Raw genomic sequence first — 26,353 nt, forward strand, 5'->3', positions numbered from 1 at the left:
CCTGGTGCGGCCAGCCTGTATTGCGACGACCCTGCTGGCGACGGTCCTTTGCGGATTGCATTCGCTGGGGGCTGACCCCCCCTCGGCTGCGTTTTATTCTGAGAATCGCACTGTGCTGCTGATGCCGTTGCGCAATGAAAGCGGGCAGAGCGAGCTTGATTATCTGGGCGCGGGCATCGTCCGACTGCTGGCTGGCCGGCTCGAGCGCTCTGTCTTTGTGCCAGCAGAGGAACGGGAAGCCACATTTCTGGTTCGCAGCGATCGTGGCGCAGCTGGCGGCCCTCGATTTCTTCGTCTGCGCTTGCAGATCAGTGTTGCCGAAGCCAGTGACGAACTTTACCGGACGCAGCAGTTAGAAAGTCCGGCGCAGCAAGCGCGCCAGCTGCGCGCCGATTATTTGCTGCGCGGCAGCTTTGACTTTCTGGACGGCGATGCCGAGGCCCCTGCCGACGCTCCGCGCAGCGTCTGGCTGCGCGGACGACCGCTCCGCGTGCGGCTGCAGTTGTTTAACGCACACAATGGTGCGATACAAACCATTGAAATACAAAGCACGGTTGAGGATATCTATCGCAGCCTGGGATCAGCTGGCGACAGGCTGGAGTTGATGCTTGCCCAGGGCAGCGCAGCGTTGCGCGTGGCAACAGCGCAGAGCGGGGCGCTGGTCTATCTGGACGATTTGTTTCTCGGCCGCACGCCGCTGGAAAGTCGCGCCCCTCCCGGCGACTATGTATTACGCGTCGAGCAGAGCGGAATGAGTCCGGTTGTCCGCCCGATCCGTATTGTCGCCGGCGCTCGTAACGAGCACTTTGTAGAGTTGGTCCGGACGAGGACGCAGGCAGCCTTGCGCGTAGAAACCGATCCGCCCGGCGCTACCGTCTTTCTCAATCAGGAAAGGATCGGCCAAACGCCGCTGATGCGTCAGGACTTGCCGGCCGGGACGCATCGATTGCGCATTGAGAAGGACGGGATGCAAACGCTGCTGGTCGGAGTGGAGATGCGCGACGGTAGTTTGGTTGAGGTTCGCCGCAGTCTTCGCGCTTTGCCGCCGCCGGACGCCAATCCGCACCCGATATTGGACTACAGCTATCTGGACCTTTCGTTCTACTCCGCCCTTGGCGCTCTGGGCGGCTACGGCGTCTATGTATACTTCGATATACGTAAGGAACGAATTCTGGATCGCAGTCTGGCAGTTTTTCCTTTGCTTGGCATCTGGCAATTGAATCAGCAATTTCCAGATGCGCTTTCGGCGGCTTACGGTTATCAGCGGCTGCAAAACGATCAGCGGCGAGCGGATCGGGCAGAGGGCAACGCTCGAATTGGCGGCGCTCTGGGAATCGTTAGCCTGATAGCCGCAGGCTGGTTTCTGTACGTCGAGTTGAGCTCACTGGATCCGGATGCCAGTGGCGAGCTGCCAGAGTCGACGGTCGAGAGCGGCAACTGGCCGGCGCCAGGAGCTGCAAGGGAACTGGACCACGACCTTGTCCAGCTGGGCTGGCAGCTCAGTTTTTAGGCGCCAGGCCTGGCCCAGCGTAATGCAAGCCGGGATGTGCGCGAGCAAACGTAGCCGTTCGAACTTAAAGGACCCGTGCTTTGGTTCGCGGATGGTCCCTGCGCTCCGGATGCTGCGTGAGGGCGTAGACCTGCTTTTCCAGGTATGCAGTCAATTCCTTGGCGGCGCGCTTTTCGTCACCCTGCGGAAATTCGGAGGGTAGAATAGGCTGACCGATATGATACCTTATGGTTTGTTTGAACAGCCGGCCGCTCAGTACCGACTCGAGAGAGGTAAACTTCCACGAGCCGCTGATGCCGGAGGGAATGATGGGGACGCCGGCTCGTATGGCAAGCTTGGCGGTCATTGCTTTGAATGGTCCCATGACCCCCGTTTCAGTGCGCGTGCCTTCTGGAAAGATGGACAACATCATGCCTTCTTTGAGCAGATTGACCATGAACTCTTCCAGCTCCTGGTAGTATTCGACTGCGGCGCGCGCGCCGTCGCCGCGAAAATTGCGGATAATCGGATGGCCGCCCCACTCCTTTAGCTGTGCGCGGTGCGCCTGACCGTAGACATTCAGCGCCGCTTCGACAATAGGCTTCACTACGTTGAGGCCCGGTAGATTGAGCGGGGAGCCCTCCCGAAACAGGAAGGATGCAATGTCGCGCTCCGGTTCGAAGAGCTCGGCCTTGCCCAGATAGACAATTTTACGCGGGCTGTGCACGGCCTGTACCGGTACGTCCACGTAGTCGGTATGATTGCAGACCAGAATCGCGCCGCCTTCCAACGGGATATTTTCCGCGCCGGATACTTCTATATGAAGAAAGAGATCCAGCAAGGTCCGCATCAAAACGCGAGCCGGTTCCAGGGGCACGGTAAACAAGCGCGCCAGGTCTTCCGGATTGAATGTTTCCTGACTTTCCCGTTCTTCTTCAGGCATCACAAGGTCCAGACTGGAATCTCCGCCCGGCGCCGCGCCAGGCAAGTTTATTTTCGGAAGCGGCGGAGACATCGGCCACTCCGATCCTTGCTCGATCGGACAGAAACCTGCTGAAAGGGGTTGCCCGACGCAGGCATTCTGAGGGACTGAACGCCATGATCCAGCGCGCCCCGGCTCGCACCCAAATCCGGCATCGGCCAGGCTTGCTTCTGGCGGCGCTCTGCCTGGCGCCGCTCCTGAGTCTGCCAGGTTGCAAGCGCGCCGATTCTGGCGACCGGCAGCGAGGGCCCGTGCTGGACTTGCGCCAGGCCCTGCACGGGGTCTGGATTGGAAAAGCCCAGCTTTTTGACCGTAGCGGCGACTTGCGCGAGGTCATACTTCGCACCCGCCGCTGTGGAAGCGGGCCGGCGGCGCTGAGCGGCGTCTGCCAGGAAGAGCGTAGTTACCTCTACGCCGATCGCAAGGAAAGCGGCGCCTTGCAATGGTCGGCTCGCTATCAGGCTGATTTCCTGGCCCAGATTCAGTGGACCCAGGACGGGATGAATCAGGCCGGCGATTTGATTGGTTCGACCCTGCTGGTCTCCGGGGATACGCGCACTCCTCTGATGGCGGATCGTATCGTTCACAGCCAGCGGCGGCTCATTCAGCTTCCGGACGGTTCCTTGCTGGAGATTGAAGATTTCAGCTCTTTTGGCATCGCGCGCGGTCGGATGGTAACCCAATGGCAGCAGCCGGCGCCCTGAACGACTTACAAAAGCTGGGCCTCGAGCTGGCCGGCGTTACGGAGGCCGCCGCCCGTGCGGTAATGCCGCTTTCCGGGAAGGGGGACAAGCACTCCGCGGACCGCATTGCCGTGGAATGCATGCGCCATCGTCTGAATGAGTTGGATCGCAATTTTCATATTGTACTGGGCGAAGGAGAAAAGGACGAGGCGCCCATGCTATTTGCCGGGGAACGCCTTGGACGCAGAGCGCAGGCCGGGGCCAGCGACCAGATCGATTTAATCGTAGATCCTTTAGAATGCACAACTAATTTCGCGCGGGGCCTGCCCGATTCCATGAGCGTTGTGCTGGCTTCAAGCGCTGGCAGTATTCAGGCGACGCCAGGCACTTACATGCAACAGCTGCTGGTTCCGCCGGCCGCGGCTGCTCTGCTCGATGGGGCTCTGGACCTGGACGCTCCGCCGCAGCTCGTTCTGCAACAGGTAGCCGACGCTCTGGGCCTGAAGCCGACCGACCTCTGTGTGGCGGTCCAGGATCGACCTCGTCATGAGCCTTTGATTGCAGCGCTGCGGGCTGCCGGCGGCGGCGTATCCTTAATCGAATCGGGAAGTATCAGCGCCGCTGTGGAAATTCTTCGCGGCAGCGGTCGCTTGCACATGCTTTATGGCGTCTTCGGGGCGCCGGAGGGCGTGGTGATCGCCTTTCTGGCGCGCGAAACAGGCGCTGGCTTTCTGGGCCGCATGGCGCCACACAATGAAAGCGCTGCAGCGGAATGTCGTGCGCTTGGACTGGAAGGCCGCCAATTGCATGAAAGAGATTTGGTGCGCGCGGACGGAGTGATTGCGATGTCGGGCATCCATGGCTCTGCAGTTTTGCCCGGCGTTGCGATTCATCGTCGAGAAGGGGGGCTGAGTCACGACGTGCATACCCTGGTCTGGACGCCTGGCCAGGTCCTGAGGCTTCTCCATCGCGACGGGCGCTCCGTCGATCAGGCCAGCATTTGATGGCGGACAGGGAGACCGTACCGGCCCTGGCGATTGCCAATTTGAGCCGAGCGGCATTTGTGTTCGCCGGGCGAACGATCAATCCGCTGGTTGCCATTATCTTTTCGCTGGCTTCGACGCGACTCCTTACTATTGAAGAAGCTGGCATCTACTCCTGGGCCCTGGCTCGCATCTTCGTGGTACAGGCCTTCGCTGAAGCTGGATTGCAGCTTTCGCTGGTACGTTTTCTGGCGCCGGCAGTGCAGCGCGGCGACCAGCGCGTCGTACGCGCTATCCTGCGCGCCTCGGCAGCGCTCAAGATTGCCGCATTTGTTTTTGCGGCCGCGCTTGCCTTGCTGTATACCGGCGGCGTCGCGCTGAGCTCCTACGTTTCCGTTCCCGGAATGGCTTTTGAACTGATGGCCGCGTCGCACCCGGACCGCATTGCCCTGGCCTGGTTGATTCTTCTGGGCGGCGCCGGCCTGGGCCTCCTGACTTACCTCGATTCCATTCTCGTAGCGCACGAATTCTATTCGCGGCTGTCGCTGTGGCTGCCGGTTGTTGGCTTGTTGCGCATCTTCCTGCTGGCTGCGCTGGTTGTTGGCGATGGAGGCAATTTGCGCGCCGAGCATCTGCTCTATGCCTTTGCCCTGGGGCCTTACCTCGCCTCCTTTGCTTTCTTTTTCTTTTTTCCGGCGGATCATTTCCTTGGCGCTCCGCCAGCTGCCGAATGGCGTCCGTGGATCTTGCAGTTGCTGCGCTTCAACGTGTGGACGCTTGCCGCTGCCTTTCTGGCCATCCTTGCCGAATGGATGGAGCCCCTGATCATTACGCGCGCCAGCGACAACGGCCTGTTTGGCGCGGCGCGCATGCCGCTGCAGGGGTTCTTGATCTTGCTTGCCACTCTCTCCACAATGCTGCTGCCAAGACTGGCGCGACTGCAAAGCGCCGATGAGTACCGTACCTTTTTTCTACGATTTTATCCGTGGCTGGCCGCAGCCGCCGTGTTGTTCTTGCCCGGCTTCTGGATCGTTCCATGGTTCATCCTCTGGTGGAACGGACCGGACTATTTACAGTCGGTAACGGTATTCTATATCCTTTTTCCTAATTTCATATTGCGCATTTATTTTGCGCCGCTGGGGGTCGCGCTCTTTGCGCTGAATCAGCCGCGACTCATCGCAATCGAGGCAGGACTGCGAATGTTCGGCGGTCTGGTCTTCAACCTGATTCTCTATCGTGAGTTTGGAATTCAAGGGGCCGCCTGGGCCAGTCTCCTGGGCCAGGCCTGCGGATGGCTGTTCTTACTCTTTTGCTACCGCCAGTTTTTCTTGAGCGGCCGCTTTCCGTTTGCACCCACAGGGGAGGCGCGTAACATCGTGTAGGCGGGGGCCCGAGGCAAGTGATGCAGCAGAAGATTTCGGCAGAGGCGCGCTACCGCGCCGGGCTCTTCGGTCCTCCAGGGCGAAGCGGACTGCTCTCGCGCGTGATCTTTCATGGGTTTTCCAGATACTGGCGGCGGCTGCTGGGAGAGCGCGACGATGCCGCTCTGCTGCGAGCAGCAGCAGCGCTGGCTGGCTGCTTCGCTGCCGCCGGCGTATTAATCGCAGCCACGCCTGCTGATTTCTTTTTGGTCTGGCGCTATGACCGCTACGACGAGCCTTCCATAGTCTATGCCTTGAACTCGGAGGGGAAATACGAACCAATTGCCGAGTACTACCAGCACGCGCGTCGAGTCATTGAGCTTCCGGCCGCCGGTCCCAGCGGCCTTGATTCTAAGGTAGTACGTTGCTTTCTGGCAACGGAGGACAATGATTTCTTCTACCATCCGGGCGTCGATATGCAGGGAATTCTGCGCGCCATGGCGGTGAACTTGCTGGCGGGCGAGGTCAAGGAGGGCGCCAGTACCATTACTCAGCAGGTTGCACGCCTGCGTTTTCTTAACGCTGATCGCAGTTTGGTGCGCAAGGTGCGCGAGGCATTTATCGCAACCCTGTTCGAGCTGCGTTACGACAAGCGTCGCATCATGGAAATCTACTTGAATACGGTACCGCTGGGAATGGGCGCATATGGCGTGGAAGCGGCCAGTCAGTTCTATTTTGGGAAGAGCTACGATCAATTGAGCTGGGGAGAGGCGGCGGTACTGGCCTCAATGACCACCAGGCCGGAGGAATTCAGTCCTTTCAAGAATCCGCAGGCCTCCATTCGCAAGGTCCGGATCGTTTTTGCCAAGCTTGTGGAAAGCGGCTATCTCAGCGCTGCTGAGGCGGAATCGGAGTTTCGCCAGCTGGACCAGAATTTTTATGCAACGCTGGATCGCTCGCCCAATGATAGCGCCTTCAACCAGAGGTTGAATCGGTTTCCATATGTAACAGAATATGTACGCCAGATGCTTCTGCCGAGACTTGGCAGCCGGCTTTACACCGGCGGCTATCGGATCTATACTACCATCCAGATCGATCATCAGGAGGCCGCCGACCAGACCTTCTCGCCCTTCCTGCGTCAGCAGACTGAGAGCCGCCGCCGGCCGCCTTTTCGCAATTTTGACGCCTTCGATCGCGAATTCAGCGAGCTGGCCAGCTGGAACAGCGCACTGTTTGGCGCCGCGCCCTTTCGCAGCCGAATCAGCCGCGATGAACGCCAGCTTATGCGCGGCTTTGTGGAGGAAATGCAGTCGCAACTGGAAATGCTCAGCGGGCTTAGCGGCGACGCCAATATCTTGCGGGCGCTGGAATTTTATGGCAGCGAGGGGGTTGAAGCCGTGGAAGAGGTGCAGCCCGTCGAGGGCGCCCTGATCAGTATTCGACCCTACAGCGGCGAGATCACAGCCATGGTTGGCGGATCTGGATTTGCGCCGCGTAACCAGCAGCTGCGGTTCGTTCGCGCCCGCCGGCAGCCTGGATCCGCTTTCAAGCCGCTGATCTACGCTTCGGCCATTGAGTATGGCGGAACCCATGCCGATGCACGGTTGCGTTTGACAGCGTCCACATTGATTGATGATTCGCCGGTGACTTTCGTCGGTCAGGATCTCTCCGAGTACTCGCCGGAAAACTACAGCGGCGACTATGCAGGCTTGATTCGCTTGCGTCAGGCGCTTACACTCTCCAAGAACGCCGTCGCCGTGCGTGTCTACGAACAGGTTGGACCGGGCGCAATCAATCCGACGGCTGAAAAGCTGCTGCAGATGGATGAAGCAACGCCGCGACGTCGGCTGCCGCGCGAGGCGGCTGTTGCTCTTGGGAGCTACGCAGTGACGCCGCTGGAAATGGCCAGGGCCTATGCAGTTTTTGCCTCCAATGGACGGCAGGTGCGTCCCTATTCGATCAGCTATGTAAGCGGGCCGGAAGGCGACATCATCCTCGACAATCGCGATGAGCGTCAGGAGCAGGGCGGTCGCCAGGTAGTTTCCCCAGGCGTCGCGCAAATCATGACGTCTATGTTGCAGGACGTAGTCGCCAGTGGAACAGGTCGCGGCGCAAGCCTGCCAGGCAGAGCTGCTGCGGGTAAGACCGGTACTACGAACCGCGGTACCAATGCCTGGTTTGTTGGCTATACGCCGGAGCTGGTCACCGCCATGTATGTTGGTTTCGACAATCCGATGAGCCTTGGTTCGGCGGCGACTGGCGGCGGACTGGCGGCGCCGGTCTGGGGTCGGTATATGAGTCGTGCGTTGCGGCATGAAGCCGTCCGTGCCTTCTCGTTTCCCGGTTCAAACGTAGTGCAGGTGAATGTCTGTGAAGCAACCGGGATGTTGCCTGGACCATCCTGTCCGGAAACCCTGAGCGAAATTTTTCTCCCCGGTACGCAACCTACCTCTGTGGGCGAAGAGGAAACTGCAGAAAGCGGCGCCGTGCGACGTCCGCCGGCCCTGCACAACGATGAAGGCAGCATTTTTCGTGAGGACGAACTCCGCTAATCTGTCGCCGGCCAAAGCTTCACTGGTCGCGCCCAGGTTCGAGGGCGCCTGATAAACGAGCACTGCAATCTTCTGGGAATTATGTTCCCTGTTTTCGCTTTTTTTCGCTGCAAAGGGCGTCGGACGCTTGCCAAGGGTTTTTTTTGTTGTAAAACCAGGGCCGGCCGATAACCCTTTGCAGTCACCCCTCTTCATCGACGGAGCTATTCGGAGGCTATACAATGGCAGGTGCGGGACTGTTCCCCAAAAGCCCTAACAAAATCGACCCGGTTATCCCGAGTGCGGTCGGTTCCCGGACCTCGCTGGTCTGGGAGGGACGCGATAAACCAGCGGAAGCAAAAAAGATCATAGATGAGACTGCGCGCTACATCTCTGAATACACGCAAACCAAGTTGCCGCCTGAAGTTCTCAAAGATGTCGACATCATGGCGTCGATTGAGGACAAGATCTATAACTATATCAATCAGGCCTATGTGAACATGTTCAACCGTTACACGGTGACGGTTGAAGATGAAATGATTAAGAAAGTCCGCGACTTTGTGGACAAAGAAGAAATCAAGAGCCTTGCGCGTTACACGCCCAAGGAAATTGTTGAGCTGCTGGATAAGGTTGGCGGCTCGGATAAGTTCAATACCGGCGAACTGGAAAAGTCCGTGGTCAACATGTATGGCCACTTGCAAGGCCACATCCAGCGCGGGATGAACGATCTTGAGAACGAAACCAACGCCATCCTGCGCCAGAAGACGGATATCGGCGCCTTTGTTCGCGGCGAAAATGCCTACAGCATCGTTAAGTGCGCGTTCAAAGACAGCGCCTGGAAGCCAAAGACTGTAACAGATATCAAGCTCTCCATCAATATCCTTGATGCAGAATTGATCAGCCCGATCTTCCACTATCAGGTAACGGTTGAGCATCTGCTCAAAGAGCAGCTTTCCAAGCATATCACCGAACTGATCGATCGCGAAATCGACAAGCTCAAGGAAGAGCTGGTCGATACCGGCCGCGCCGAAATGGGCGACAGCGAAGTCATGTTTGAGAAAATCAAACTGACTGAGAAGTTTACCGACGATAATACCTCCGATCCGAACTCCAAGCGCTATACGATTATGGCCAAGAAGTTCATGGATAAGATCGAGGGTCTGCGCGCCGAGATTGATCAGGACGACTACGACCCGCTCAATCTGCGCGAGCAAATTAAGAAGATCATCGACTCCGAGAACATTCGTAACCGCGGCTTTAACACCGCAGTAAACACGCTGACCTCGATTCTGGACACGTCTCGCCTGGGATATCAGTTCTGCGATAACAAGAAGAATGCCCGCGAGTGTACAATCCGCGAATACGAGGACCAAAACGACGTGGCCCTGCCGGATGAACGCTATGCGATGCGCTTGGTTTACTATGATCAAAACCAAATTCGCGAACTGAAGCGCATCTACGACACGCGCATTTCGGCATTTGTGCGCGAAGTGGACGCGGTCTGGGAAGTGGTGCACGCCCTCTACGAAAAGAAGAAAAAGCGCTTCTTTGGCCTGTCCCGTACAATGACGGACTTCGAGGATCTGACCGAAGAATTGATGCCGAAGAAATGGGTCCGGGAACGCAAGCAGCTGCTTGGCGATCCAGACGAGTTGCAGTGGAACAACCTGCAATTCCGCGATCCGGCCAATACCTTTGTAGAGAAGAACAACCGCACCTACACGGTGGAGATTTCCAACGTCGGGAAGCGCCTGGAGTATCTGCGCACTAAGCTGAACGACATGTTTGGCTATCAGAACCCGGTGGAGCGCGTGGTTGTAGATGAGCGACTGAATCAGCTGTTCAAAGACTTCAACAAGTTCATCTACGAGATCAACCCGCACCATCTGCAGCCGGGACTGCTGCTGGACGTGGATATGACCACGACCAAGCGCAAGCAGTACATCATGAAGGCGATGGCCAACGTATTGAACGAGTTTCTGCATGGCGTTTCGGCAGGATTTGCCGATGCGGCTTTTGCCTCCTTCAAGCGCCGTCGCTCCACGGTTCGCTCGGACATCAACCAGGCCTTTGGCGAGGAAAGCAGTGGTGAAAGTGCAGCCTCTCTGGCCTACAAGGCTCATGAGGGCGGCGACGCCGGCGGCGCTCCGCCAGCCGCGCCTTCTTCGCCGACTCCTCCGCCCAGCTCTGGAGGCGGGGGATCCGTTCGAGGCGCTGCGGACGTAACTCCGCGCTCCTACGAGGACAAACTGAAAGAGATGGGTCTGAAGGAGCTCTGAGACGCTCCGGCGCCCCGCGAAAAGCCCGCAGGCCCTCAGGCCCGCGGGCTTTTTTTGTTGTAGGATGCCCTGGCGACGCAATCCTGTGGCGCCGGCAATCTGCCGGCGACGCAAACGAGGTTCAACTATGCCCGCATTGACCAAAGAATATTTCGCTCTCGGGGCTCGAGATACATTCAATCAGGCCCTGCGCCATCTGGTCAATGTCAGTCAACTGGTCGAGCAGGTCGAAAAAGGGCAGAACATTGCGACGATACTCAATCAATTGCTGGAACACGGAGCAATTGTTCGGGAACAAGCGCCGCCGATTATTTCTGTAGTTCTTCTGCAGCGATTGAAGGCCGCCTATCGCTCTATCAATTTGCGCGAATCAGTCTCAGACTTCTCGGCTATCGTAGAGCGGCTTAAGAACTGGAATGCCATCGATATGACCGTGGTCTACTATGTGCCCAACGTCGGCCCGACTCCAATCAATCCAGCCAATGCAGAGCACTGGGAGCAAGTTCACGATTTGAAAAAGGATGAGCTGGTGGTGATCTACGCTCGCCATCTCAACGGTAAGGCTGAGATTGCAGAGAAGGCAGTACGATCCATGTCTGCACTGCTCAGCGGGCAGAGCGCCGAGGACGATCCCGAATTTGTCGACCGCCGCAAACTGGAGATGGAAAAGGCGCGAGAAGAGGCAATGGCCAAAGCTCGCGCCGACGCTGAGGCCAAAGCGGCGCGCGACGCCGCAGCCCGAGCAGCGGCCCCGGCGGCTGCGCCTGCGGCAGCGCCCGCAGCGCCAGCGGCAGCGCCTGCTGCTGCGGCGCCAGGCAAGAAGATGCAGCTGACGCCGAAGTATTCGGTACAGGTTACCAATGAACTGTTCCACAACGGAAATGTGGAGGCGTGGAAGAATATTATCGAATCGTACCACGAGTCGCATGCTGGCAGCAAGGTGATCGTCTACCACGAGTCAGAGTTGATTCAGGATTTGAATTCGCTGTTCAAGTGGGGCAAGGTGAAGCATGGCGGCCTGATTTTTTTCCAGATTGCCGGACAGCAGATCAAAAATGTCAGCCGGCTTCAAAAGTATCTGTTCGAGGGCGCCTCGCCGCGTTTTGAGGCCTTTCTCAAGCACGATGTAAACAGAACTTTGAATCTGTTCTAAGTTGGACGGGTCCGGGATTTTGATCCTGTACCGCTATGTTTTCAGAGTATTTCAGCCGACAGTCGGAGGATTTGCGCCGTGCCATAGCGGCGCAGCTCGCTCAGAGCGGGCCGCGCCCTCAAGGTCGCGACAGAGACCTCAGACTTTTCCAGGAGTTCTTTGCCTTTCTGGGCGAACATTTGCCGGCGGAGTTCGCCGTAGCTACCGGGAAGGTGCGCAGCAAGAAGCATCTCTTAAGTCGCGGTTGTGATGCGCTCATTTTTCGTCGCTGGTTCCCGCGGTTGATCGAGGCCGCCGGAGGTTATGTCCCCAGCGAGGCTCTGCACGCCTTTCTTTCGCTGGAGGCGGAACTCACGCCCGCTACTCTGGCGACCCATTTGAATCTGACGCGCGCCATGAAAACGCTCTATGCCGGAGATCGCGAGTACCAAGGGGTCATCCCGGTCTTTTCGGTTCTGTTTGGCTACAGTTCGCAGCGCACGCTGCTACTCCTCCGCCAGGACATGAAAGATCTGGGCGATGAGAAGCAGATCCCGGCAAATTTCGAGCCGGACATGATCGTCTGCCTGGATCGCGGAATGTTGATTAAGGATTGGGAGCAGGGCGGCGAGTACCGCGTCATTGAGACGCTGGAGGATACGCTGCTCTGGTTCTACATCCTGCTTGTGGAATATCTTGACCGCGATGGGCGTCTGAATTTGAATCTACGCGACACGGTTAAGGTCGCCAGGGAATACAACCAGTACTAGTCGGCGCCGCCCGCTTGCGGGGGCGGAGGCCGGCGGGCGACGTAGCGAGGTCTTATGTTCAGGAAAGCGGCGCTGGCCACCGTACTACTTTTGGCGCTCGCCGCCTGCTCGCGTTCGCCCCGGGACTATATTCTGGTCATCGACGCCTCAGGATCGATGCAAGGCAGCGGCCTGATCGATGAGGTTAAGCAGGCGATGCCTGAATTTCTGGAATCAGTTGCTCCGGGCGATACGGTTACGGTCGTCAAATTCGATCGCAGCGCGGCGGTGGGCGAAACCATATCGATCGGCAGCGCCGAAGATCGCAGCAAGGTGGAGACCGCCGTAACTTCTATTCAGGCGCGCGGAGCCTATACGGATATGACCGCCATGCTGCGCGCTGTGGCCGAGCGGGCGCAGTCCGCCCCCGGTCGCGAGTCCTTCGTCGTTGTAATGTCCGATGGCAAGGACGATCCTCCTCCCGGTCGCAATCGCGAGCATGTTGATCTGGCGTCGATGCGCGATCCCGGCGCCGACGAGAAGATGAATGCCGCCTATATCTACTATATCAGTCTGGGACGACTGAAAGATCCGGCGCTGGAGGAAAATTTGCGACGAATCTCGCCGCACACCGAAACCGTTCAGGCCGGGGCCGGGGTAGAGGGCAGCGAGGGCGCCACAGCCGGAGAGCGTACCGGTCTGGCCGACGTGGCACACGACATCGATCGCTTCGCCTGGCTGCGCTGGCTGAAAAGCAACTGGCAGTGGGCGGCGATTGGGGCCGGCATTTTGCTGGCCTTGCTCTTTGTAATCTGGCTAATCTACAAGATTGCTACTGGCGGGCGCGTGCGCGGCGCCATCGTTTACTATGAAGCGGGAGTCGGGCAGCCGGTGAAGTCTGTATACAATCTGGATAAACTGGACCGAAATCGATTTTCCATCGGCGCAAAACTGGGCGCCGACTTGCGTGTGCGCAACAGCGCTATTGCCCGAAATGTTACGCTGAAAGCGGCGGCAAAGAATGGTCAGAATTTTCTACGTCCGGCCGCCAGTGATCGCGGACAATTCGAATTTCTAGCGCAACAAACAGAAGGACTGATATCTCCGGGCGACAGGTTCCGCCTGGGCAATTTCATTTTTGAGTATGGCGATGGCTCAAGCGACAGATAGCAAAGCGGCGGCTCGAGAATTTCTGCGTGAACTGCGCGGATCGGATCGCGTATTTCAAATCGATCGCGATACGGCGTTGGTTTTCAGCGGCATGCATCCCGATGATGTGCGGCCGTTTGTTCGGATCGGAGCGGGCCGTCAAATCCCGGACGCTATCCTGCGCCAGATTGAATATGTAATCCTGCCAGAGGACGATCCTTGCAACCTTGGCCTGGAACTGGCCTGGCTGGGCGCCACGGTTCAGAGCGGAGAAAAGACGATTCGTTACGTTGGCAGTCGCGAGCGAGTCAATCAGGTCTACTCCTTTGCTGGGATGCCGGAGATTGACGAGCCCTCAGAACGGCCGGTGCAGCCGGTAATCTACCATGCCTTCCGCGCCCAGGACCTGAAACGCGACCATTTCACTACGGTCTTCATGACCAACGGCGATGCCGTGCTGCAGATGGGTTCCACGCGAATCTATGATCATCATGCCAATCGACGCATTCGACTGACAATCGACAAGGAGTACGAGTTGCTCTCACGCGCGCTGGCGCGGCGCAAGCGAACGCTGGAAGCGGAACAGGGCGAGGCCCCGCGCGGCTTCTACTGGCCGGGTCCAGAGTATGCTCCGTCGGCCAATGCCAACCAGATTTTCTGGAGTTTTGGCGCGTCAGGAGTCCTGCTCAATCCGAGCGCCGATCACCATCAGGTCTTGTTCGAACACGCCATCGATCCAGCGCGCGTCGACACTGTTCTGTCTTACTCGGCCAGCGCGCCAGGTTTTGCCGAGGCGCTGCGCCGCAAGAATTCAGAGCAGCGCCCCGGCGCGGCATTTACAGCCGATCAAGAAGCCTTTGGTCAGCTGCGACGGGCCTACCGCAATAGCAAGCTGCAGTTTGTCTCCGACGGCGCCAGTTTGCCGACGGCCCGCGACGTGCAGCTCTATATTTCGCGCACTGCTTCGCACGTCGCCTTCAGCTGGCGAACCGGCGGAGACCTGGACCGCGCCGTGCAGATTGTGGCCCCTCTTGGCGGGAAACGGCAATCGCGTTCCTTTGATTACATTCGCGGGCCTCACGATCTGGAACTCAGACTGCTGAATGATCGCGAAGAGCTGAAAGAAAGCGGCGCCTCATTGACTTTGCTTCTGCCTGGCGAGGGTCGACAGGCCTTACTGGATCGAATGCGTCTGAGCGCTGCGATGCTCCCGCTGCTTCCCGCAACGGAATACCTGCTGTATTCCAGTGAATCCCTGCGCGGCCTGTCCGAACACATCCTATCTCCTTTTCACGGGACGGAACAAGAGGAGGCGATGCGTACGCTTCTCTTCCTTCATCTTGGGCTGGAGTTTTCGCCAGAAGCCCTGGGCGATGGTTTGCAGCAACTGGCGCTGCAGGCGCCGGCCGCGGATGTGGTTACGGCAATCAATGTCTCCCAGTACCTGCGCTACCTGCGCCTGCTGCCGGGCTTTGGCCAGTACAGCGAACGGCATAAGAAGCTGCTGCAGCGCGCGGAATCGCGCTTTGATCCAGCGCGCTTTCGGTCAGCGGAGCTGCTTGCTCAGCGCTCACGACTGCGAGGACGAATCGCCATAGCGCCGGGACAGGGCGCTTTCCTGATTCTGGAAGCAATTGCGCCGCCAGCCGCGGAGCTGCGCTGCCCGCCGCCGGTGTCGGCGATAGAAAGCGACCGCAAGGCCTATCCCAGGCTGGTCCGTCAGTGGAGTAAGCAGGTCAACAAAGCTGGCGATCCTGCAGGCTACGCCCAGTGCATTGAGGCGCTGGAGAAGTTGTACGAGTACCGTCTATTCCTGGTCGAGGAGCGGGATCGACTGCGCCGCACTCTGAACGGCCTTGGAATCGGTCAGGAACTCCAGAGCAGCAGTTTGCCAGATCCAGTGCAAGAGCAGGGGCCCGGTTTGCTGGAGCGGTTGCGTTCGTGGTTCAGCGGGGCCGGACGCGCGGCCGTAGCAATTCTGATTGCGGCTATTGCACTGGCGGTCTTTACGGCCGGATTCTTTACGGTCAAGGCGCTGGCGGCATCCCTGGATTCTGGCGCGCCAGGCACGACTCTGCGGGGTGACAGCGCTGACGAGCAGCGCGCAGTTCAGCTGGCGCCTCCGGGCGCCGTCGAGTCCGGAGAACCGGCGCCCGGCGAGGACCAAATCCAGGCGCCAGCGCAGGAAGTGCTGCTCTATGCTAACGCGCTTGCATCGCGCAATGGATTTCGTCCAATCAATCGCGCCGGCGATCAGCGGCGCGATCCGGACCTGGTTTTTCCGGGCGATCGCTTGCGTCTGCCTGATGGACGCATTGCACTTGTCCAGCGCGGGCAGCATCTCTGGGAAATCGCTCAGAAGTTCTACAGGCGCGATATGGCGCGGTTATTGATCCTTGATCGGCAAATGTCGGCGCTGCTGCAGGATGGATTGTCAGCTGAGGTAGCTGCTTCGATAAAACAACACCGCAAGTTGATGCAAAGACTGGCGGTAACGCCGCAAATGAAAAAAGTCCTTGGCGATCGCGAGCAGGAAGTCCTCAGGCGTAATGCGCGCCCCTGAGCAACAAAGCGGGCAGATGACCGTTGTGGAGGCGTCCTATTGTGGAAGCCTTTCGCTCAGCAGGCGCTGGATATCGGCAATAAAGCGGGCATGATTTTCCAGCATCGACTCCAATTCTGCAAAGTGCTGCTGCTCCATCATGCTGCGTACAAGCTCGGCCAGATTCTGGCGGACAAGAGCATCCAGGGACTGCCCTGATTGTCGTTGCGGCGACATGGCGCCAGCATTGCGCAAGATCTCGCCGATTCGTTGCGCTCTGGCTGTGCGCGCCTGTGCCGGATTTTCCGGCGCCGGTCGATTCTTTTCTTCGAAGTCAGGGCTCCGTGGGCGGCGCAGGTATTCACGCAGCGATTCGGGAGTAAATTCTTCCATGGACGAGCCCTCCGCCGGTCAGCACTAGATCCGCCTGATCTCCTGGCAAGAGAAGCGTGCAGGCGGCCGACTTGAAAAAGGTGTTGCATCCAGCCCAGGGCGGCGGCAAATACCAACGAACTCGGCAAGCGAGGCGTCGTGGAACCAATCAGCGAGCTGGAAAAACTGCGGCGGGAAAACCAGCGATTGCATCGCGCCCTCGAACTCAATGCGCTGCTATCGTCCAGCCTGGATCTTGGCGTAGTTCTTGATTCCTTGATGGGTCTGGCCCGCGATCTGCTGGAGGCCGAGGCATCCAGCCTGATGTTGCTGGATGAGGCCAGCCAGGAGCTGTACTTTCACACGGTCAAAGGCGAGAAGAGCGAGGCAATCAAGACGATTCGACTCAAGCTTGGCGAGGGTATAGCCGGCTGGGTAGCCCGCGAAGGCAAACCGGTGCTGGTAGCCGATGCGGCCTCGGATCCCCGCTTTTATCGTCGCGCCGACCAAAGCTCCGGCTTTGTTACGCGTAGTATGATGTGTGCGCCGCTTAAGGCGCGACGTCGAATTGTCGGGACAGTTCAAGTTTTGAACAAACGCGACGGGAACCTTTTTACGGAGCAGGATCTGGCCCTCTTCGAGATTCTGGCCAACCAGGCCGCCATCGCAATCGAAAATGCGCGCCTCCATACCATGGCCACGGTCGATGGAATGACCGGGCTCTACATTAAGAGCTATTTTCAGGCCCGGATGGAGGAGGAATTTCGTCGCAGTAAGAATACCGGGCAGCCCTTGAGTTTGCTGATGTCGGACATTGATTTTTTTAAGAAGGTCAATGACAACTACGGCCATCAGGGCGGGGACGCCGCCTTGATTGAACTGGCGCGCGTAATCAAAGATACGGTGCACAGGCTGGGCAGCGACGACATGGCGGGTCGCTACGGCGGAGAGGAGTTCTGCGTTTTATTGCCTCAATCCGGTCCGGAGCGGGCGCTGGAAGTGGGGGAGATGATTCGCAAGAACATCGAGACCAATGCAATCCCCATAGGCGACCGCGAGGCGCATATCACCATATCCATCGGGGTTTCGAGTTTTCCGCTTCACGATGGACAGATTCAGGGGACGGAAGATTTCATACGTCTTGCCGATGAAGCGCTCTACCTGTGCAAGAATCGCGGGCGCAATTGCGTCGCCCTGTACGAAACCGCGCAATAATCGTTTGCCATTTCGGTCTTGCCGGTCGTGCATGTCCCCCACGCGCCGCCCGGCGCAAATCAATGTGTTGCTCGGAGTCTAAGGGATGAGCCAGATCTACGCTTTTAGCCAGCAGGGATGTACCGCCGACCGTGAAGTCTGGGGGCGCTCCGGAAAACGAGGGCAGCGGGCGCTGGAACTGGCCGAATTAAAAATGCCGGTAGTGCCTGGCTTCATCCTGGATTCGCGCGCCGCAGCCCGCCTGGGTCAGATGGACCCTAAAGGCCTGCTGCAGCAGGGCATTCCCGCGATCGAGCAACTCATTGGACGCAAATATGGCGATGCCGAAAACCCGCTGCTGTTGAAGGTCGTCTGCAGCTCCAATCTGGCGCTGCCCATCTATCCAACCGTTTTTAACGTGGGCCTCTCCCCGGTGACGATCCCGGGATTTGCTCGCTTTATGGGCGAAGAGGCGGCGTGGTTCGAGTACTGTTATCTGTTGCGCACTGCCGGAACCAAACTCTTCGATATCGCCGGCGCAAAGTTTGACGAAATAGAAAAGCGTTTCGATCGCAGCGTCGATGGTCGCAAGGCCTGCGCCCAGGAGATGCGCAACTTGATTGGACCGGAGCGCATTCCGGATGATCCACTGGCGCAGCTGGAAGCGATCTGCAAAGAGGCGGCGCGTAAGTACCACGATGCCGACCTTGATGAAGATGACAACGTCGCCCTGATGGTTCAGGGAATGGTCTTTGGCAATCTGACGCCCAATGACATCGTGGGCATGTTCTTTACGCGCAATACTGTATCTGGCGAAAATCGACTGCAGGGCAGCTTTCTGCAGCACGCCTATACCCTGGATCGCGACGGCCTGGATATCAATCAGCTTGACTCTGTCTATCTGGAGGAATTGAAAAAAATCGGCCGCACTCTGGAGCACCGCTTTCGCGAACTGCGCGAGGTGAAGTTCATAGTTGAAAACGGCAAGATCTGGCTGATCAACCAGACCCAGGAAGATAACAAGTCCACGCAGGCGCACATCAAGACGCTGCTCGACCTGATGAAGGAAGGAGTGGTGGAAGAGTCCTGGGTGGTGCAGCAGATTCCGCCGGGCCAGCTGGCGACCTTACTGCACCCTGTGGTAGACGCCGCTTCGATTCAGGGCATTCCCAAGGTCGAGGGCGGTCTGGCCGGTTCGCCCGGCGCCGCTGTCGGGCGCGTATTCTTTTCCGCTGACTCGCTGATGGAGGCCCATCGCGAAGCCACCCTGAAAGGCCTGGACAGTCGGCTGATCTTGATGGTTGAAGCGAGCTTTGCTGAAGATGTGAAAGCCATTGAAGTTGGGCAGGGCGTGATATCGGTCGAGGGCGGCTACTCCTCGCACGCGCCGGTGGTGGCGCGCTCGCTTGGCAAAGTGAGCATCGTCAACCCCGCGATTCGCATCCACGGGAAGCAGTTCGAACTGAACGGCGTTGTGGTGAAAGAAGGCGACTACGTAACCATGGATGTTCCCTTCTATAAGGCCCCGGCGATTTTTCTTGGCAAGGCGCAATTGATCAACCCGGACATCCAATCGAATGGTCTCGTAGAATTCATCGAGGTCATCCGGCGTCACATAGATCCATCCTTTGTGGTGCGCGCCAATGCAGACCTGGGCCGTGATGCCAAAGTCTCCAAGACCATGGGTGCATACGGCATTGGACTGTGCCGCACGGAGCACATGTTCTTTGCAGAAGACCGCATCATGCGCTTCCGCGAGATGATTCTGGCTAAAGACAGCGAGGAGCGTCTGCGCGCATTGGAAGACCTGCGTCCCGTACAGCGCCAGGATTTCTATGATCTGTTCAGCACCATGGCGCCCTATCCGGTGACCATCCGCTTGCTCGATGCTCCACTGCATGAGTTTTTGCCGCGCAATGAGGGCGTGCTAAAGGATTATCTCGAATATCTGCAGAAGAAGGGCCATAGCCCGGATCGCGAGGAAATCGAATCCCGCATCGAACGCCTGCACGAATTCAATCCGATGCTCGGTCATCGTGGTTGTCGCGTCGCAATCACCTATCCTGAAATCTACGAGATGCAGGTGCGCGCAATTCTCGAAGCGGCCTGCAAGCTTCGCAAAGAAGGCGTGGAAGTTATTCCGGAAATCATGATCCCCATTGTCATGAATCCGTCGGAACTCAGCATGCTGCGCAACGGCAAGCGAATCGAAGGCAAGCACATCCGCGGTATTGTCGATGTCGCTCGCGAAGTCTTTCAGGCGGAGGGCGTGCACATCGAATACAAGGTTGGAACCATGGTGGAATTGCCGGCGGCGGCCCTGCTTTCCGACGAACTGGCGCGCTATGCCGAGTTTTTCAGCTATGGCACGAACGACCTGACGCAGACGACTTTCGGTCTCAGCCGCGACGATGTGAATAGCTTCTTCCCGGCCTACACCGAGTACGACCTTCTGCCAAACAATCCCTTCCAGGTGCTGGGCGGTGCGGTGAAAGAATTGATCGGACTTTCGGCGGTACGCGGGCGCATGACGCGCCCCGATATCAAGCTTGGACTTTGCGGCGAGCACGGCGCGGACCCGGCCAACATTGAGTTCTGTCGCCAGGCTGGCCTGAGTTACGTTTCCTGTTCCGCTTACAGCGTGCCGATCGCGCTGCTGGCTGTGGCCCAGCTAACCTTGAAAGAAAAGGCGGCTGCAAAATAGGCGCTGAAAGCGATCGTCGCCCTGAACGATAATTCTGGCGCGCTCAGGCGCGCGGGCAGGGGACTGCAAGCAAAAAGCCCGGCGGTGTATCGCCGGGCTTTTCAGGATGAGGAGCTTTTTTTAGAAATCTTAGCGGAGAAGCTGCAGGACTGTCTGCGTCTTCATATTCGATTGAGCGACCATTGCCGTCGCCGCCTGCACCAGGATCTGGTAGCGGGTGAAGCTTGACATCTGCTCGGCCATATCTGTATCGCGAATTCGTGATTCGGCTGCCTGAATGTTCTCGTAGGCATTCATCAGTCCCTTGGCGGCATGCTCCAGGCGATTCTGATAAGCGCCCAGATCGGCGCGCTGCTTGGAAATGCGGCGCAGAGCGTCGTCCGCCAGGCCGATCACCGAGTTGGCTTTGTCTGGAGTGCTGATCGAGATAAAGGTCAGAACGGTCGGATTGCGCAGTCCCAACGCTGCCGTGGTCATGGTGTTGATGAACACACGCTCGCGCTGGTGCATGTTGGCGCCCATATGGAACCACATCGATGCCGTCGGATTCAGGCGAGCAAAGGCGCCGGTCAGCATTTTCATCTTGTTGAATTCCGCCTGCGAAGCAATGCGATCGATCTCGTCGATCAGCTGCGAAACTTCAACCTGAATCTGCTGGCGATCCTCTTCAGTGTAAATGCCGTTGGCGGCCTGGACGGCCAGCACGCGGATTCGCTGAATCATGTTCTGCGTTTCCTGCAGATAGCCTTCGGTCGTTTGAATGAAAGAAATGCCATCTTCGGTGTTGCGAACGGCCTGTCGCAAACCATGCACCTGAGTGCGCATCTTTTCCGATACCGCCAATCCGGCGGCATCGTCGCCGGCGCGGTTGATGCGCATACCGGAGGACAGTTTCTCGATATCCTTCGACATTTCCATGTCGTGGAACTTCAGTGTGCGATGGGAAAAGATCGCGCTGATGTTGTGATTGATAATCATCTCGGGTCCTCCATGAACCTCTGCGCCGTCGTACTCAAACGCCCTGCGCTCATCATCCTCGGCAAATACGCCTCAGGCAAAAGATCGGTGCGTTGGCGCAGCGACGCTTGACTTTTTTTTCAGGAGTCGCCTCGGCCAGCAGGCTCGGCGGGACCTTTGTCCCTCCAACAAAGCTTTCTATAAATGCGCGGCCGGACGCCGGACGACGAAGGTCGATAAGCTCTGCAGAATGCGCCAGGCCCAATCTGCAGCAATCTCCCGCAAAGCAAGATCGCCGGAGGCATCGGAGCTTCGCCTGACGGCAGCCGACGCCCACTGTCCGGTGCGCGAAGGGGAATTCTGGACGGCGCGACAGCGTCAAATGCATCCGCTGCACTACGCGGTAAGCTATCGCGCCTCCTTCAAACCGGAGCTGCCGGATTTCTTTATCAGGCGCTGCCTGGACGAGGCGCATCGTCGGCGAGCCGTGGTGCTTGATCCCTTTGGCGGCAGAGGAACTACGGCGCTGCAGGCCAACATGCTGGGTTGTCGCGCCATCCACAATGACCTCAATCCGGTGTCGCTGTTCATTGCTGGCGCGCGCAGTCACGTTCCCGAGCTTGCAACACTGGAGCAGCGGCTGGCTGCGCTGCCAATAGAGCAGGGCGCGAGCTTCAGCACGGAGGACCTTCGCCGCCTGGGTCCTTTCTTTCACCAGCAGACCCTGGCCGAATTGTGCTTTTTGCGCAATGCACTGCGCTCGCCCGAGGCGCAAGAGGATCATGCCCTGCGCTACATTGGAATGACAGCCCTGTCGCGCCTGCATGGCCATTCCGACGGCTTCTTCTCCGTTTATTCCTTTCCGCAAATATCAATTCTGCCTGCAGCCCAGGAGCGTAACAACCGCCGCCGCGGTCTGCGTCCGGAGTACCGCAACCTGCGTCAGCGCATTCTGAAAAAGATGCGCCAGGATCTTCAGGAAGAACTGCCAGAAGCCTACCGGCGCAGCGCTCGTCGCAATCGCATCCTCCGCGAAGATGCCGCGCGGCTCAAGCCATTGCGCACCGGAAGCGTGGACCTGATCGTTACCTCGCCGCCATTCCTGGATAAAGTAAACTACCTTCAGGACAACTGGATGCGCGCCTGGTTTCTTGGCGTGGAGGACGAGGCCGAGGAGCGGCCGCCGACGGTAACCCAGCGCTTGAGCGTCTGGCAGTCCTTTATGGGCCGCGTAATGTCCGAAATGCAGCGCCTGCTGCGATCGGGCGGGCGCGCGATCATAGAAGTTGGCGAGGTCAGCTTCGGCGGCCAAACGCTCAATCTGGAAGAGGCGCTGCTGGCTGCGCTGCCCGGGCCCGACCGCTATGGCCGGCTGCTGGCCGAGGAGGTGCTGATCAACCGCCAGCGATTTACCAAACTTGCCAATTGCTGGGATGTCACCAACAATGAGCGCGGCATAAACAGCAATCGCTGCCTGGTCCTGCGCAAAGCGCAATAATCGCCGGCGGCGATCGATCGCTTTTGCTCATGGATTCCCGCCGGGGACCGATAGAAGTCATGAGGTCCCCTGTCTATGCTTCGTTCCCTCTGGACTGCCGCCACGGGCATGATTGCCCAGCAATACAATATTGATACGATCTCTAACAATCTGGCCAACGTAAACACCTACGGCTTCAAGAAGAACCGGGCCGATTTTGAAGACCTGGTCTACCAACATCAGGTGCTGGCTGGCACGCCGGCCACGGCCGTTTCTGAGATCCCCACCGGAGTCTACTTTGGCCACGGCGTGCGCGTTGCCGCCACACAGAAGCTCTTTGAAATGGGCAGTTTGCAGGCTACCGGCGAGAAGTTTGACATGGCCGTCGCCGGAGAGCAGGGTTTCTTCAAAGTGTTGCTGCCCGACGGCACATTTGCCTATACGCGCGACGGAAGCTTCAAGATCGACTCGCGCCAGCAAATCGTGACCGCCAATGGCTACTTGCTGGAGCCGCCGATCACGCTGCCGCCCGGAGCGCGCAACGATCGCTTTCAAGTTTCAGAAAACGGCGAAGTGACGGTCATCATCGGCGATGATATCCGGCCGACCAGAATCGGCCAGATAGATCTCTACCGATTTGTCAACCCCGCCGGACTCAAAGCCATCGGCAACAACCTGTTCAAGGAAACGGTGGCCAGCGGCCCCGAGATTCAGGGAACCCCCGGTCTGGAGGGGATGGGCAAGCTACTGCAGGGCTTCCTGGAAACCTCCAACGTCAAGCTGGTCGAGGAAATGGTAAATATGATCGTCGCTCAGCGCGCCTATGAATCGAACTCAAAGGCCGTAACGACCTCCGATTCGATGCTGGGTACAGCGATAGCGATGAAACGATGATGCGCTGTTGCGTCGCGGCTCTTCTGATTGCCCTGGGACTGCCTGCGGTCCTTGAAGCGCAAAGCATCTACCTGCGCTCCAGCGCGGAGATCGAGGGCCCGCGGGTCCAGCTGGATCAGATCGCTCGTATTGAGGGGGCGCCTCAGCTGCAGCGCCAGACGCTTTTTGACAATTTGCGTTCGCCGCGCTATCTGCGATCCGCTGAATTGCAAGCAGCGCTTGCCGCTCGCGGACTTGGCGGGGCGCGGGTTTTTGGCGATGGCGTCTGGATTGTGCCGGGCGTGCGTAGTCTGGATTCCGGCGCCCTGCAAACGATGCTCGAAGCCGCAATTCGCGCCCGACCCGATGGCGAACGATTGCTGAGTGAATGTCGAATTGCCGTGGCGCCCCAGACCGCATTCCGCGTCCCAGAATCAGGGATTGAGCTCCGCTTGCAGCTTCCGGCGCGCTTGAGCTCCATTGCCGCCGGTCGGATGATCCTTGCTCTGGACGGCCTCAGCGCGGATCCGCACGGAGGAACAAGAACGATATTTCGTAAACAGATTCCAGTGCAGATATTTCGACGACTGCCCGTAGCGATTGCCGTGCGTGATCTGGCGATAGGCGAACGTCTGCAGGCGCAGGACTATCGCATCGAGCAGCGTGAATTTGAAGCGCTAGAAGATCGCTATCCGGTGGCGAGATTGGACGGAATGCGCGTCATGTCTCCGGTGCGTCAGGGTGCGATGTTAACGGCCTCCAGCATCCAGACTCAGCCTTCGGTACGACGCGGACAGAGTCTCGAGTTGACTTACCAGGCGGACGGACTTGTGCTCCGACTGCGCGGCGCTGCTCTGGAGGAGGGCGAGCCCGGAGATCAGATCCGGGTACGGCCCCTTTTTCCGGCCGCCCGGCGGGCCGATACTGTCTTGAGGGCGCGTATTGTCAGCGAATCATCCGCCGAGGTCGATCTGGCCGCAGAGGAATCCCATGAAGCAAGCGAGCAACCGGCAACTCCTGGCGCTTAGCGTCGCGACGCTGCTGGCGGCCACCGTGCTGGGCGCCCAATCGCTGTGGCGCGATCAAAACCCTTATAATCCGCGTCAGGATATACGCGACGGCGTGGTGCTGCGCCTGGTCGTAGACGAACCAATCATTCTGGACTACGAGTACGAAAACACATCTGACCAAAACGTCGTGATCAAGCTGAATCCTGATCAAAAGCTATTCGAATTCTTGCCGCCAGCGGATTCCAACCAGTCGATTACCAACAAACGCACCAACCGAGTGCGGGCGCGGAGCCGTCTGAGCTTCCGCATTGCCGTTCAGGCCCAGGGCGATCCCAGCAACGGCGTTGTCAGTTTCGTCGGCCGAAAGCTGCTCGCCTATGAGAACGGCCGCAGCCGCCAGGAATTACAGATCAGCGGGCGAGTACACGTCAATGATATACACAATGGCAGAATGGTACACTCCAATGATGTTGCTGAGTTGCAAATTGTCATGGCTGGCGCCCCGGTTCCGCAGTCGCAGGAATTGCCATTGAAGCAGGCGGAAGCGGCCAACGGACAGCCGCCTGGACCAAGCGCTCAAATCAATGAGCAGGAGCGCGCTCGGCTGCTGCTGGATCATCTCAATCGAATTCTGGGAGAAACGGCCAGTGATCGCTAGGCGACACAGGATACTCTGGAAGGCAGCGCTGGCCACAGCCGCGCTCTTTGCCGGCGGCCTGCTGGCGCAGGCAGCTCCCAACAGCAGCGTTCCGGCCGGCGCAGCAGCTGCGCCGGGCGCTGGCGGCGCTGCAGGCGTCGGCGGCGCCGCAACCACTCCGGCCGCTCCGGCATCTGGCGAAGAAGGCGGCGTGCGCCTGAAAGACCTGGCGCGCATCAGCGGCGTTCGCAGCAACCAGCTGCTTGGCTATGGATTGGTCGTGGGACTCGCCGGTACCGGCGATTCGCGGTCGCGTTTGGCCGAGGACTCCATACGCAATCTGCTTGGCTCGCTTGGCCAGGAAATGGAACGCAGCGCAGGCAATGCACGCAACATTGCAGCGGTACTGGTCACTGCGGAGGCGCCTCCCTTCTCGCGTCCCGGCGATCGCATCAATGCTACTGTATCCTCGATAGGCGATGCGCGCTCGTTGCACGGCGGCGTGCTGGTGCAGACGCCGCTCTACGCCGGCAACCGCACGATTTACGCCGTCGCCCAGGGCGTGATTACTACCGGCGGTCGTGGCGGCGGTCGCAGCGGCGAGCGCGGCGAGACAGTTGGACTGCTGCTAAACGGGGCGACCCTTGAACGTGAAATCAATGGCGCTCTCGTCGAAGAGAGCCAATCGCAACCGCCGCTGCGCCGCGTCCGCATTTCTCTGAATAGTTTTGATTTCAGCACGCTGCAGGCGGTCCGGGATGCCCTGCAACGCGAGATGCCCGAGGCGCGTACCGAAGCAGAGGGCGGTTCGCTACTGGTAACTTTGCCGGAGAATGCCGATGCCGTCAGCTTCATTGCGCGCATGGAACAGGTACGCATTCTGCCAAATTCCAGAGCGCGCGTTATCATCAATGAGCGCAGCGGCGTCATCGTAATGGGCGGCGACCTGCGCATCGATCCGGTTTCGGTATCGCGCGGCGGGATGGAACTGATTCTTACCCCGCGACTGGCGGATGCGCGCATGGGCATCTATGTTCAAGGCGGCCAGCAGCAACAGCAGTCGGAGCAGACCACCCAACAGCTGAGCGGAACAAGCGTTGAAGAAATCGTCAAGGCCTTGAATGCACTGGGCGCATCAGTGAGGGACATCATTGCCATCCTCGAAGCGCTGCGCGACTCGGGCGCCCTGCATGCCGACATCGTAGTCATTTGACCAGGACACGGCGTCCGATTGAGCCCGGCCGCTCGC

20 protein-coding genes are annotated in these 26,353 nt (G+C 58.7%); 17 read left to right on the top strand and 3 right to left on the bottom strand.

Annotated elements, in window-relative coordinates; all coding sequences use genetic code 11:
* Nucleotides 1-112 precede the first annotated feature (112 nt).
* Nucleotides 113-1,510, top strand: a complete 1,398-nt coding sequence (locus K1X75_03415; GenBank protein MBX7057089.1) for a PEGA domain-containing protein — start codon at nt 113-115, stop codon at nt 1,508-1,510.
* Between the two features lie 64 nt (nt 1,511-1,574).
* Here the strand turns inward: K1X75_03415 and K1X75_03420 are convergent, their stop codons facing one another.
* Nucleotides 1,575-2,432, bottom strand: a complete 858-nt coding sequence (locus K1X75_03420; GenBank protein MBX7057090.1) for a 1-acyl-sn-glycerol-3-phosphate acyltransferase — start codon at nt 2,430-2,432, stop codon at nt 1,575-1,577.
* Between the two features lie 155 nt (nt 2,433-2,587).
* On the opposite strand from K1X75_03420, the gene K1X75_03425 reads away from it, so the two are divergent.
* The 9 genes from K1X75_03425 (at nt 2,588) to K1X75_03465 (ending at nt 15,901) form a co-directional block, all read left to right on the top strand.
* Nucleotides 2,588-3,175, top strand: a complete 588-nt coding sequence (locus tag K1X75_03425) for a hypothetical protein (protein ID MBX7057091.1) — start codon at nt 2,588-2,590, stop codon at nt 3,173-3,175.
* A complete protein-coding gene (locus tag K1X75_03430; GenBank protein ID MBX7057092.1) occupies nt 3,154-4,158 on the top strand; it encodes a fructose-bisphosphatase class II in 1,005 nt (334 codons plus the stop codon). Before K1X75_03425 ends, K1X75_03430 begins: the two co-directional genes overlap by 22 nt.
* A 41-nt stretch (nt 4,159-4,199) precedes the next feature.
* Nucleotides 4,200-5,519 (top strand): polysaccharide biosynthesis C-terminal domain-containing protein, encoded by a 1,320-nt coding sequence (locus K1X75_03435; GenBank protein MBX7057093.1) that lies wholly within the window; start codon nt 4,200-4,202, stop codon nt 5,517-5,519.
* A gap of 20 nt (nt 5,520-5,539) precedes the next feature.
* A complete protein-coding gene (locus K1X75_03440; protein MBX7057094.1) occupies nt 5,540-8,050 on the top strand; it encodes a PBP1A family penicillin-binding protein in 2,511 nt (836 codons plus the stop codon).
* A 221-nt stretch (nt 8,051-8,271) separates the two neighbouring features.
* Complete coding sequence (locus tag K1X75_03445; GenBank protein MBX7057095.1) at nt 8,272-10,308, top strand: cytochrome C oxidase subunit II; 2,037 nt, start codon at nt 8,272-8,274, stop codon at nt 10,306-10,308.
* Between the two features lie 127 nt (nt 10,309-10,435).
* A complete protein-coding gene (locus tag K1X75_03450) occupies nt 10,436-11,461 on the top strand; it encodes a hypothetical protein (protein ID MBX7057096.1) in 1,026 nt (341 codons plus the stop codon).
* Between the two features lie 35 nt (nt 11,462-11,496).
* On the top strand, nt 11,497-12,210 hold the full coding sequence (locus K1X75_03455) for a hypothetical protein (protein MBX7057097.1): 714 nt from the start codon (nt 11,497-11,499) through the stop codon (nt 12,208-12,210).
* A gap of 54 nt (nt 12,211-12,264) precedes the next feature.
* Nucleotides 12,265-13,359 (top strand): VWA domain-containing protein, encoded by a 1,095-nt coding sequence (locus K1X75_03460; protein ID MBX7057098.1) that lies wholly within the window; start codon nt 12,265-12,267, stop codon nt 13,357-13,359.
* On the top strand, nt 13,340-15,901 hold the full coding sequence (locus K1X75_03465; GenBank protein MBX7057099.1) for a hypothetical protein: 2,562 nt from the start codon (nt 13,340-13,342) through the stop codon (nt 15,899-15,901). Before K1X75_03460 ends, K1X75_03465 begins: the two co-directional genes overlap by 20 nt.
* A 36-nt stretch (nt 15,902-15,937) precedes the next feature.
* On the opposite strand, the gene K1X75_03470 is transcribed toward K1X75_03465, so the two are convergent.
* The gene (locus K1X75_03470) at nt 15,938-16,273 is read right to left on the bottom strand and encodes a hypothetical protein (protein MBX7057100.1); all 336 of its coding nucleotides are present in this window, start codon (nt 16,271-16,273) and stop codon (nt 15,938-15,940) included.
* A gap of 138 nt (nt 16,274-16,411) precedes the next feature.
* On the opposite strand from K1X75_03470, the gene K1X75_03475 reads away from it, so the two are divergent.
* Nucleotides 16,412-17,467 (top strand): sensor domain-containing diguanylate cyclase, encoded by a 1,056-nt coding sequence (locus K1X75_03475; GenBank protein MBX7057101.1) that lies wholly within the window; start codon nt 16,412-16,414, stop codon nt 17,465-17,467.
* An 85-nt stretch (nt 17,468-17,552) separates the two neighbouring features.
* Entirely contained in the window at nt 17,553-20,150 is a 2,598-nt protein-coding gene (locus tag K1X75_03480) for a hypothetical protein (GenBank protein ID MBX7057102.1), read from the top strand.
* Between the two features lie 129 nt (nt 20,151-20,279).
* Here the strand turns inward: K1X75_03480 and K1X75_03485 are convergent, their stop codons facing one another.
* A complete protein-coding gene (locus K1X75_03485) occupies nt 20,280-21,128 on the bottom strand; it encodes a flagellin (protein ID MBX7057103.1) in 849 nt (282 codons plus the stop codon).
* A 43-nt stretch (nt 21,129-21,171) separates the two neighbouring features.
* Here K1X75_03485 and K1X75_03490 point away from each other — a divergent pair, with 43 nt between their 5' ends.
* The 5 genes from K1X75_03490 to K1X75_03510 all read left to right on the top strand — a co-directional run bounded on the left by K1X75_03490 (nt 21,172) and on the right by K1X75_03510 (nt 26,317).
* A complete protein-coding gene (locus K1X75_03490; protein ID MBX7057104.1) occupies nt 21,172-22,605 on the top strand; it encodes a site-specific DNA-methyltransferase in 1,434 nt (477 codons plus the stop codon).
* A gap of 75 nt (nt 22,606-22,680) precedes the next feature.
* The gene (gene flgG / locus K1X75_03495) at nt 22,681-23,478 is read left to right on the top strand and encodes a flagellar basal-body rod protein FlgG (protein MBX7057105.1); all 798 of its coding nucleotides are present in this window, start codon (nt 22,681-22,683) and stop codon (nt 23,476-23,478) included.
* Nucleotides 23,475-24,485 (top strand): flagellar basal body P-ring formation chaperone FlgA, encoded by a 1,011-nt coding sequence (flgA, locus tag K1X75_03500; GenBank protein ID MBX7057106.1) that lies wholly within the window; start codon nt 23,475-23,477, stop codon nt 24,483-24,485. The genes flgG and flgA overlap by 4 nt, the downstream gene beginning before the upstream one ends.
* Nucleotides 24,448-25,125 carry a flagellar basal body L-ring protein FlgH gene (locus tag K1X75_03505; protein ID MBX7057107.1) on the top strand — a complete coding sequence of 226 codons (678 nt, stop codon included), beginning with the start codon at nt 24,448-24,450 and terminating at the stop codon, nt 25,123-25,125. Before flgA ends, K1X75_03505 begins: the two co-directional genes overlap by 38 nt.
* The gene (locus K1X75_03510; protein MBX7057108.1) at nt 25,115-26,317 is read left to right on the top strand and encodes a flagellar basal body P-ring protein FlgI; all 1,203 of its coding nucleotides are present in this window, start codon (nt 25,115-25,117) and stop codon (nt 26,315-26,317) included. The genes K1X75_03505 and K1X75_03510 overlap by 11 nt, the downstream gene beginning before the upstream one ends.
* The last annotated feature ends 36 nt before the right edge of the window (nt 26,318-26,353 follow it).

The organism is Leptospirales bacterium, from assembly GCA_019694655.1.
In the GTDB taxonomy this organism is placed as follows: domain Bacteria; phylum Spirochaetota; class Leptospiria; order Leptospirales; family Leptonemataceae; genus SSF53.

Coding starts and splice junctions, on each gene's coding strand:
- K1X75_03480 (MBX7057102.1), top strand. CDS start 17,553: ATGAGCCAGATCTACGCTTTTAGCCAGCAGGGATGTACCGCCGACCGT.
- K1X75_03460 (MBX7057098.1), top strand. CDS start 12,265: ATGTTCAGGAAAGCGGCGCTGGCCACCGTACTACTTTTGGCGCTCGCC.
- K1X75_03505 (MBX7057107.1), top strand. CDS start 24,448: ATGAAGCAAGCGAGCAACCGGCAACTCCTGGCGCTTAGCGTCGCGACG.
- K1X75_03485 (MBX7057103.1), bottom strand. CDS start 21,128: ATGATTATCAATCACAACATCAGCGCGATCTTTTCCCATCGCACACTG.
- K1X75_03425 (MBX7057091.1), top strand. CDS start 2,588: ATGATCCAGCGCGCCCCGGCTCGCACCCAAATCCGGCATCGGCCAGGC.
- K1X75_03430 (MBX7057092.1), top strand. CDS start 3,154: ATGGCAGCAGCCGGCGCCCTGAACGACTTACAAAAGCTGGGCCTCGAG.
- K1X75_03465 (MBX7057099.1), top strand. CDS start 13,340: ATGGCTCAAGCGACAGATAGCAAAGCGGCGGCTCGAGAATTTCTGCGT.
- flgG (MBX7057105.1), top strand. CDS start 22,681: ATGCTTCGTTCCCTCTGGACTGCCGCCACGGGCATGATTGCCCAGCAA.
- K1X75_03445 (MBX7057095.1), top strand. CDS start 8,272: ATGGCAGGTGCGGGACTGTTCCCCAAAAGCCCTAACAAAATCGACCCG.
- K1X75_03470 (MBX7057100.1), bottom strand. CDS start 16,273: ATGGAAGAATTTACTCCCGAATCGCTGCGTGAATACCTGCGCCGCCCA.
- K1X75_03440 (MBX7057094.1), top strand. CDS start 5,540: ATGCAGCAGAAGATTTCGGCAGAGGCGCGCTACCGCGCCGGGCTCTTC.
- K1X75_03420 (MBX7057090.1), bottom strand. CDS start 2,432: ATGCCTGAAGAAGAACGGGAAAGTCAGGAAACATTCAATCCGGAAGAC.
- flgA (MBX7057106.1), top strand. CDS start 23,475: ATGATGCGCTGTTGCGTCGCGGCTCTTCTGATTGCCCTGGGACTGCCT.
- K1X75_03455 (MBX7057097.1), top strand. CDS start 11,497: ATGTTTTCAGAGTATTTCAGCCGACAGTCGGAGGATTTGCGCCGTGCC.
- K1X75_03450 (MBX7057096.1), top strand. CDS start 10,436: ATGCCCGCATTGACCAAAGAATATTTCGCTCTCGGGGCTCGAGATACA.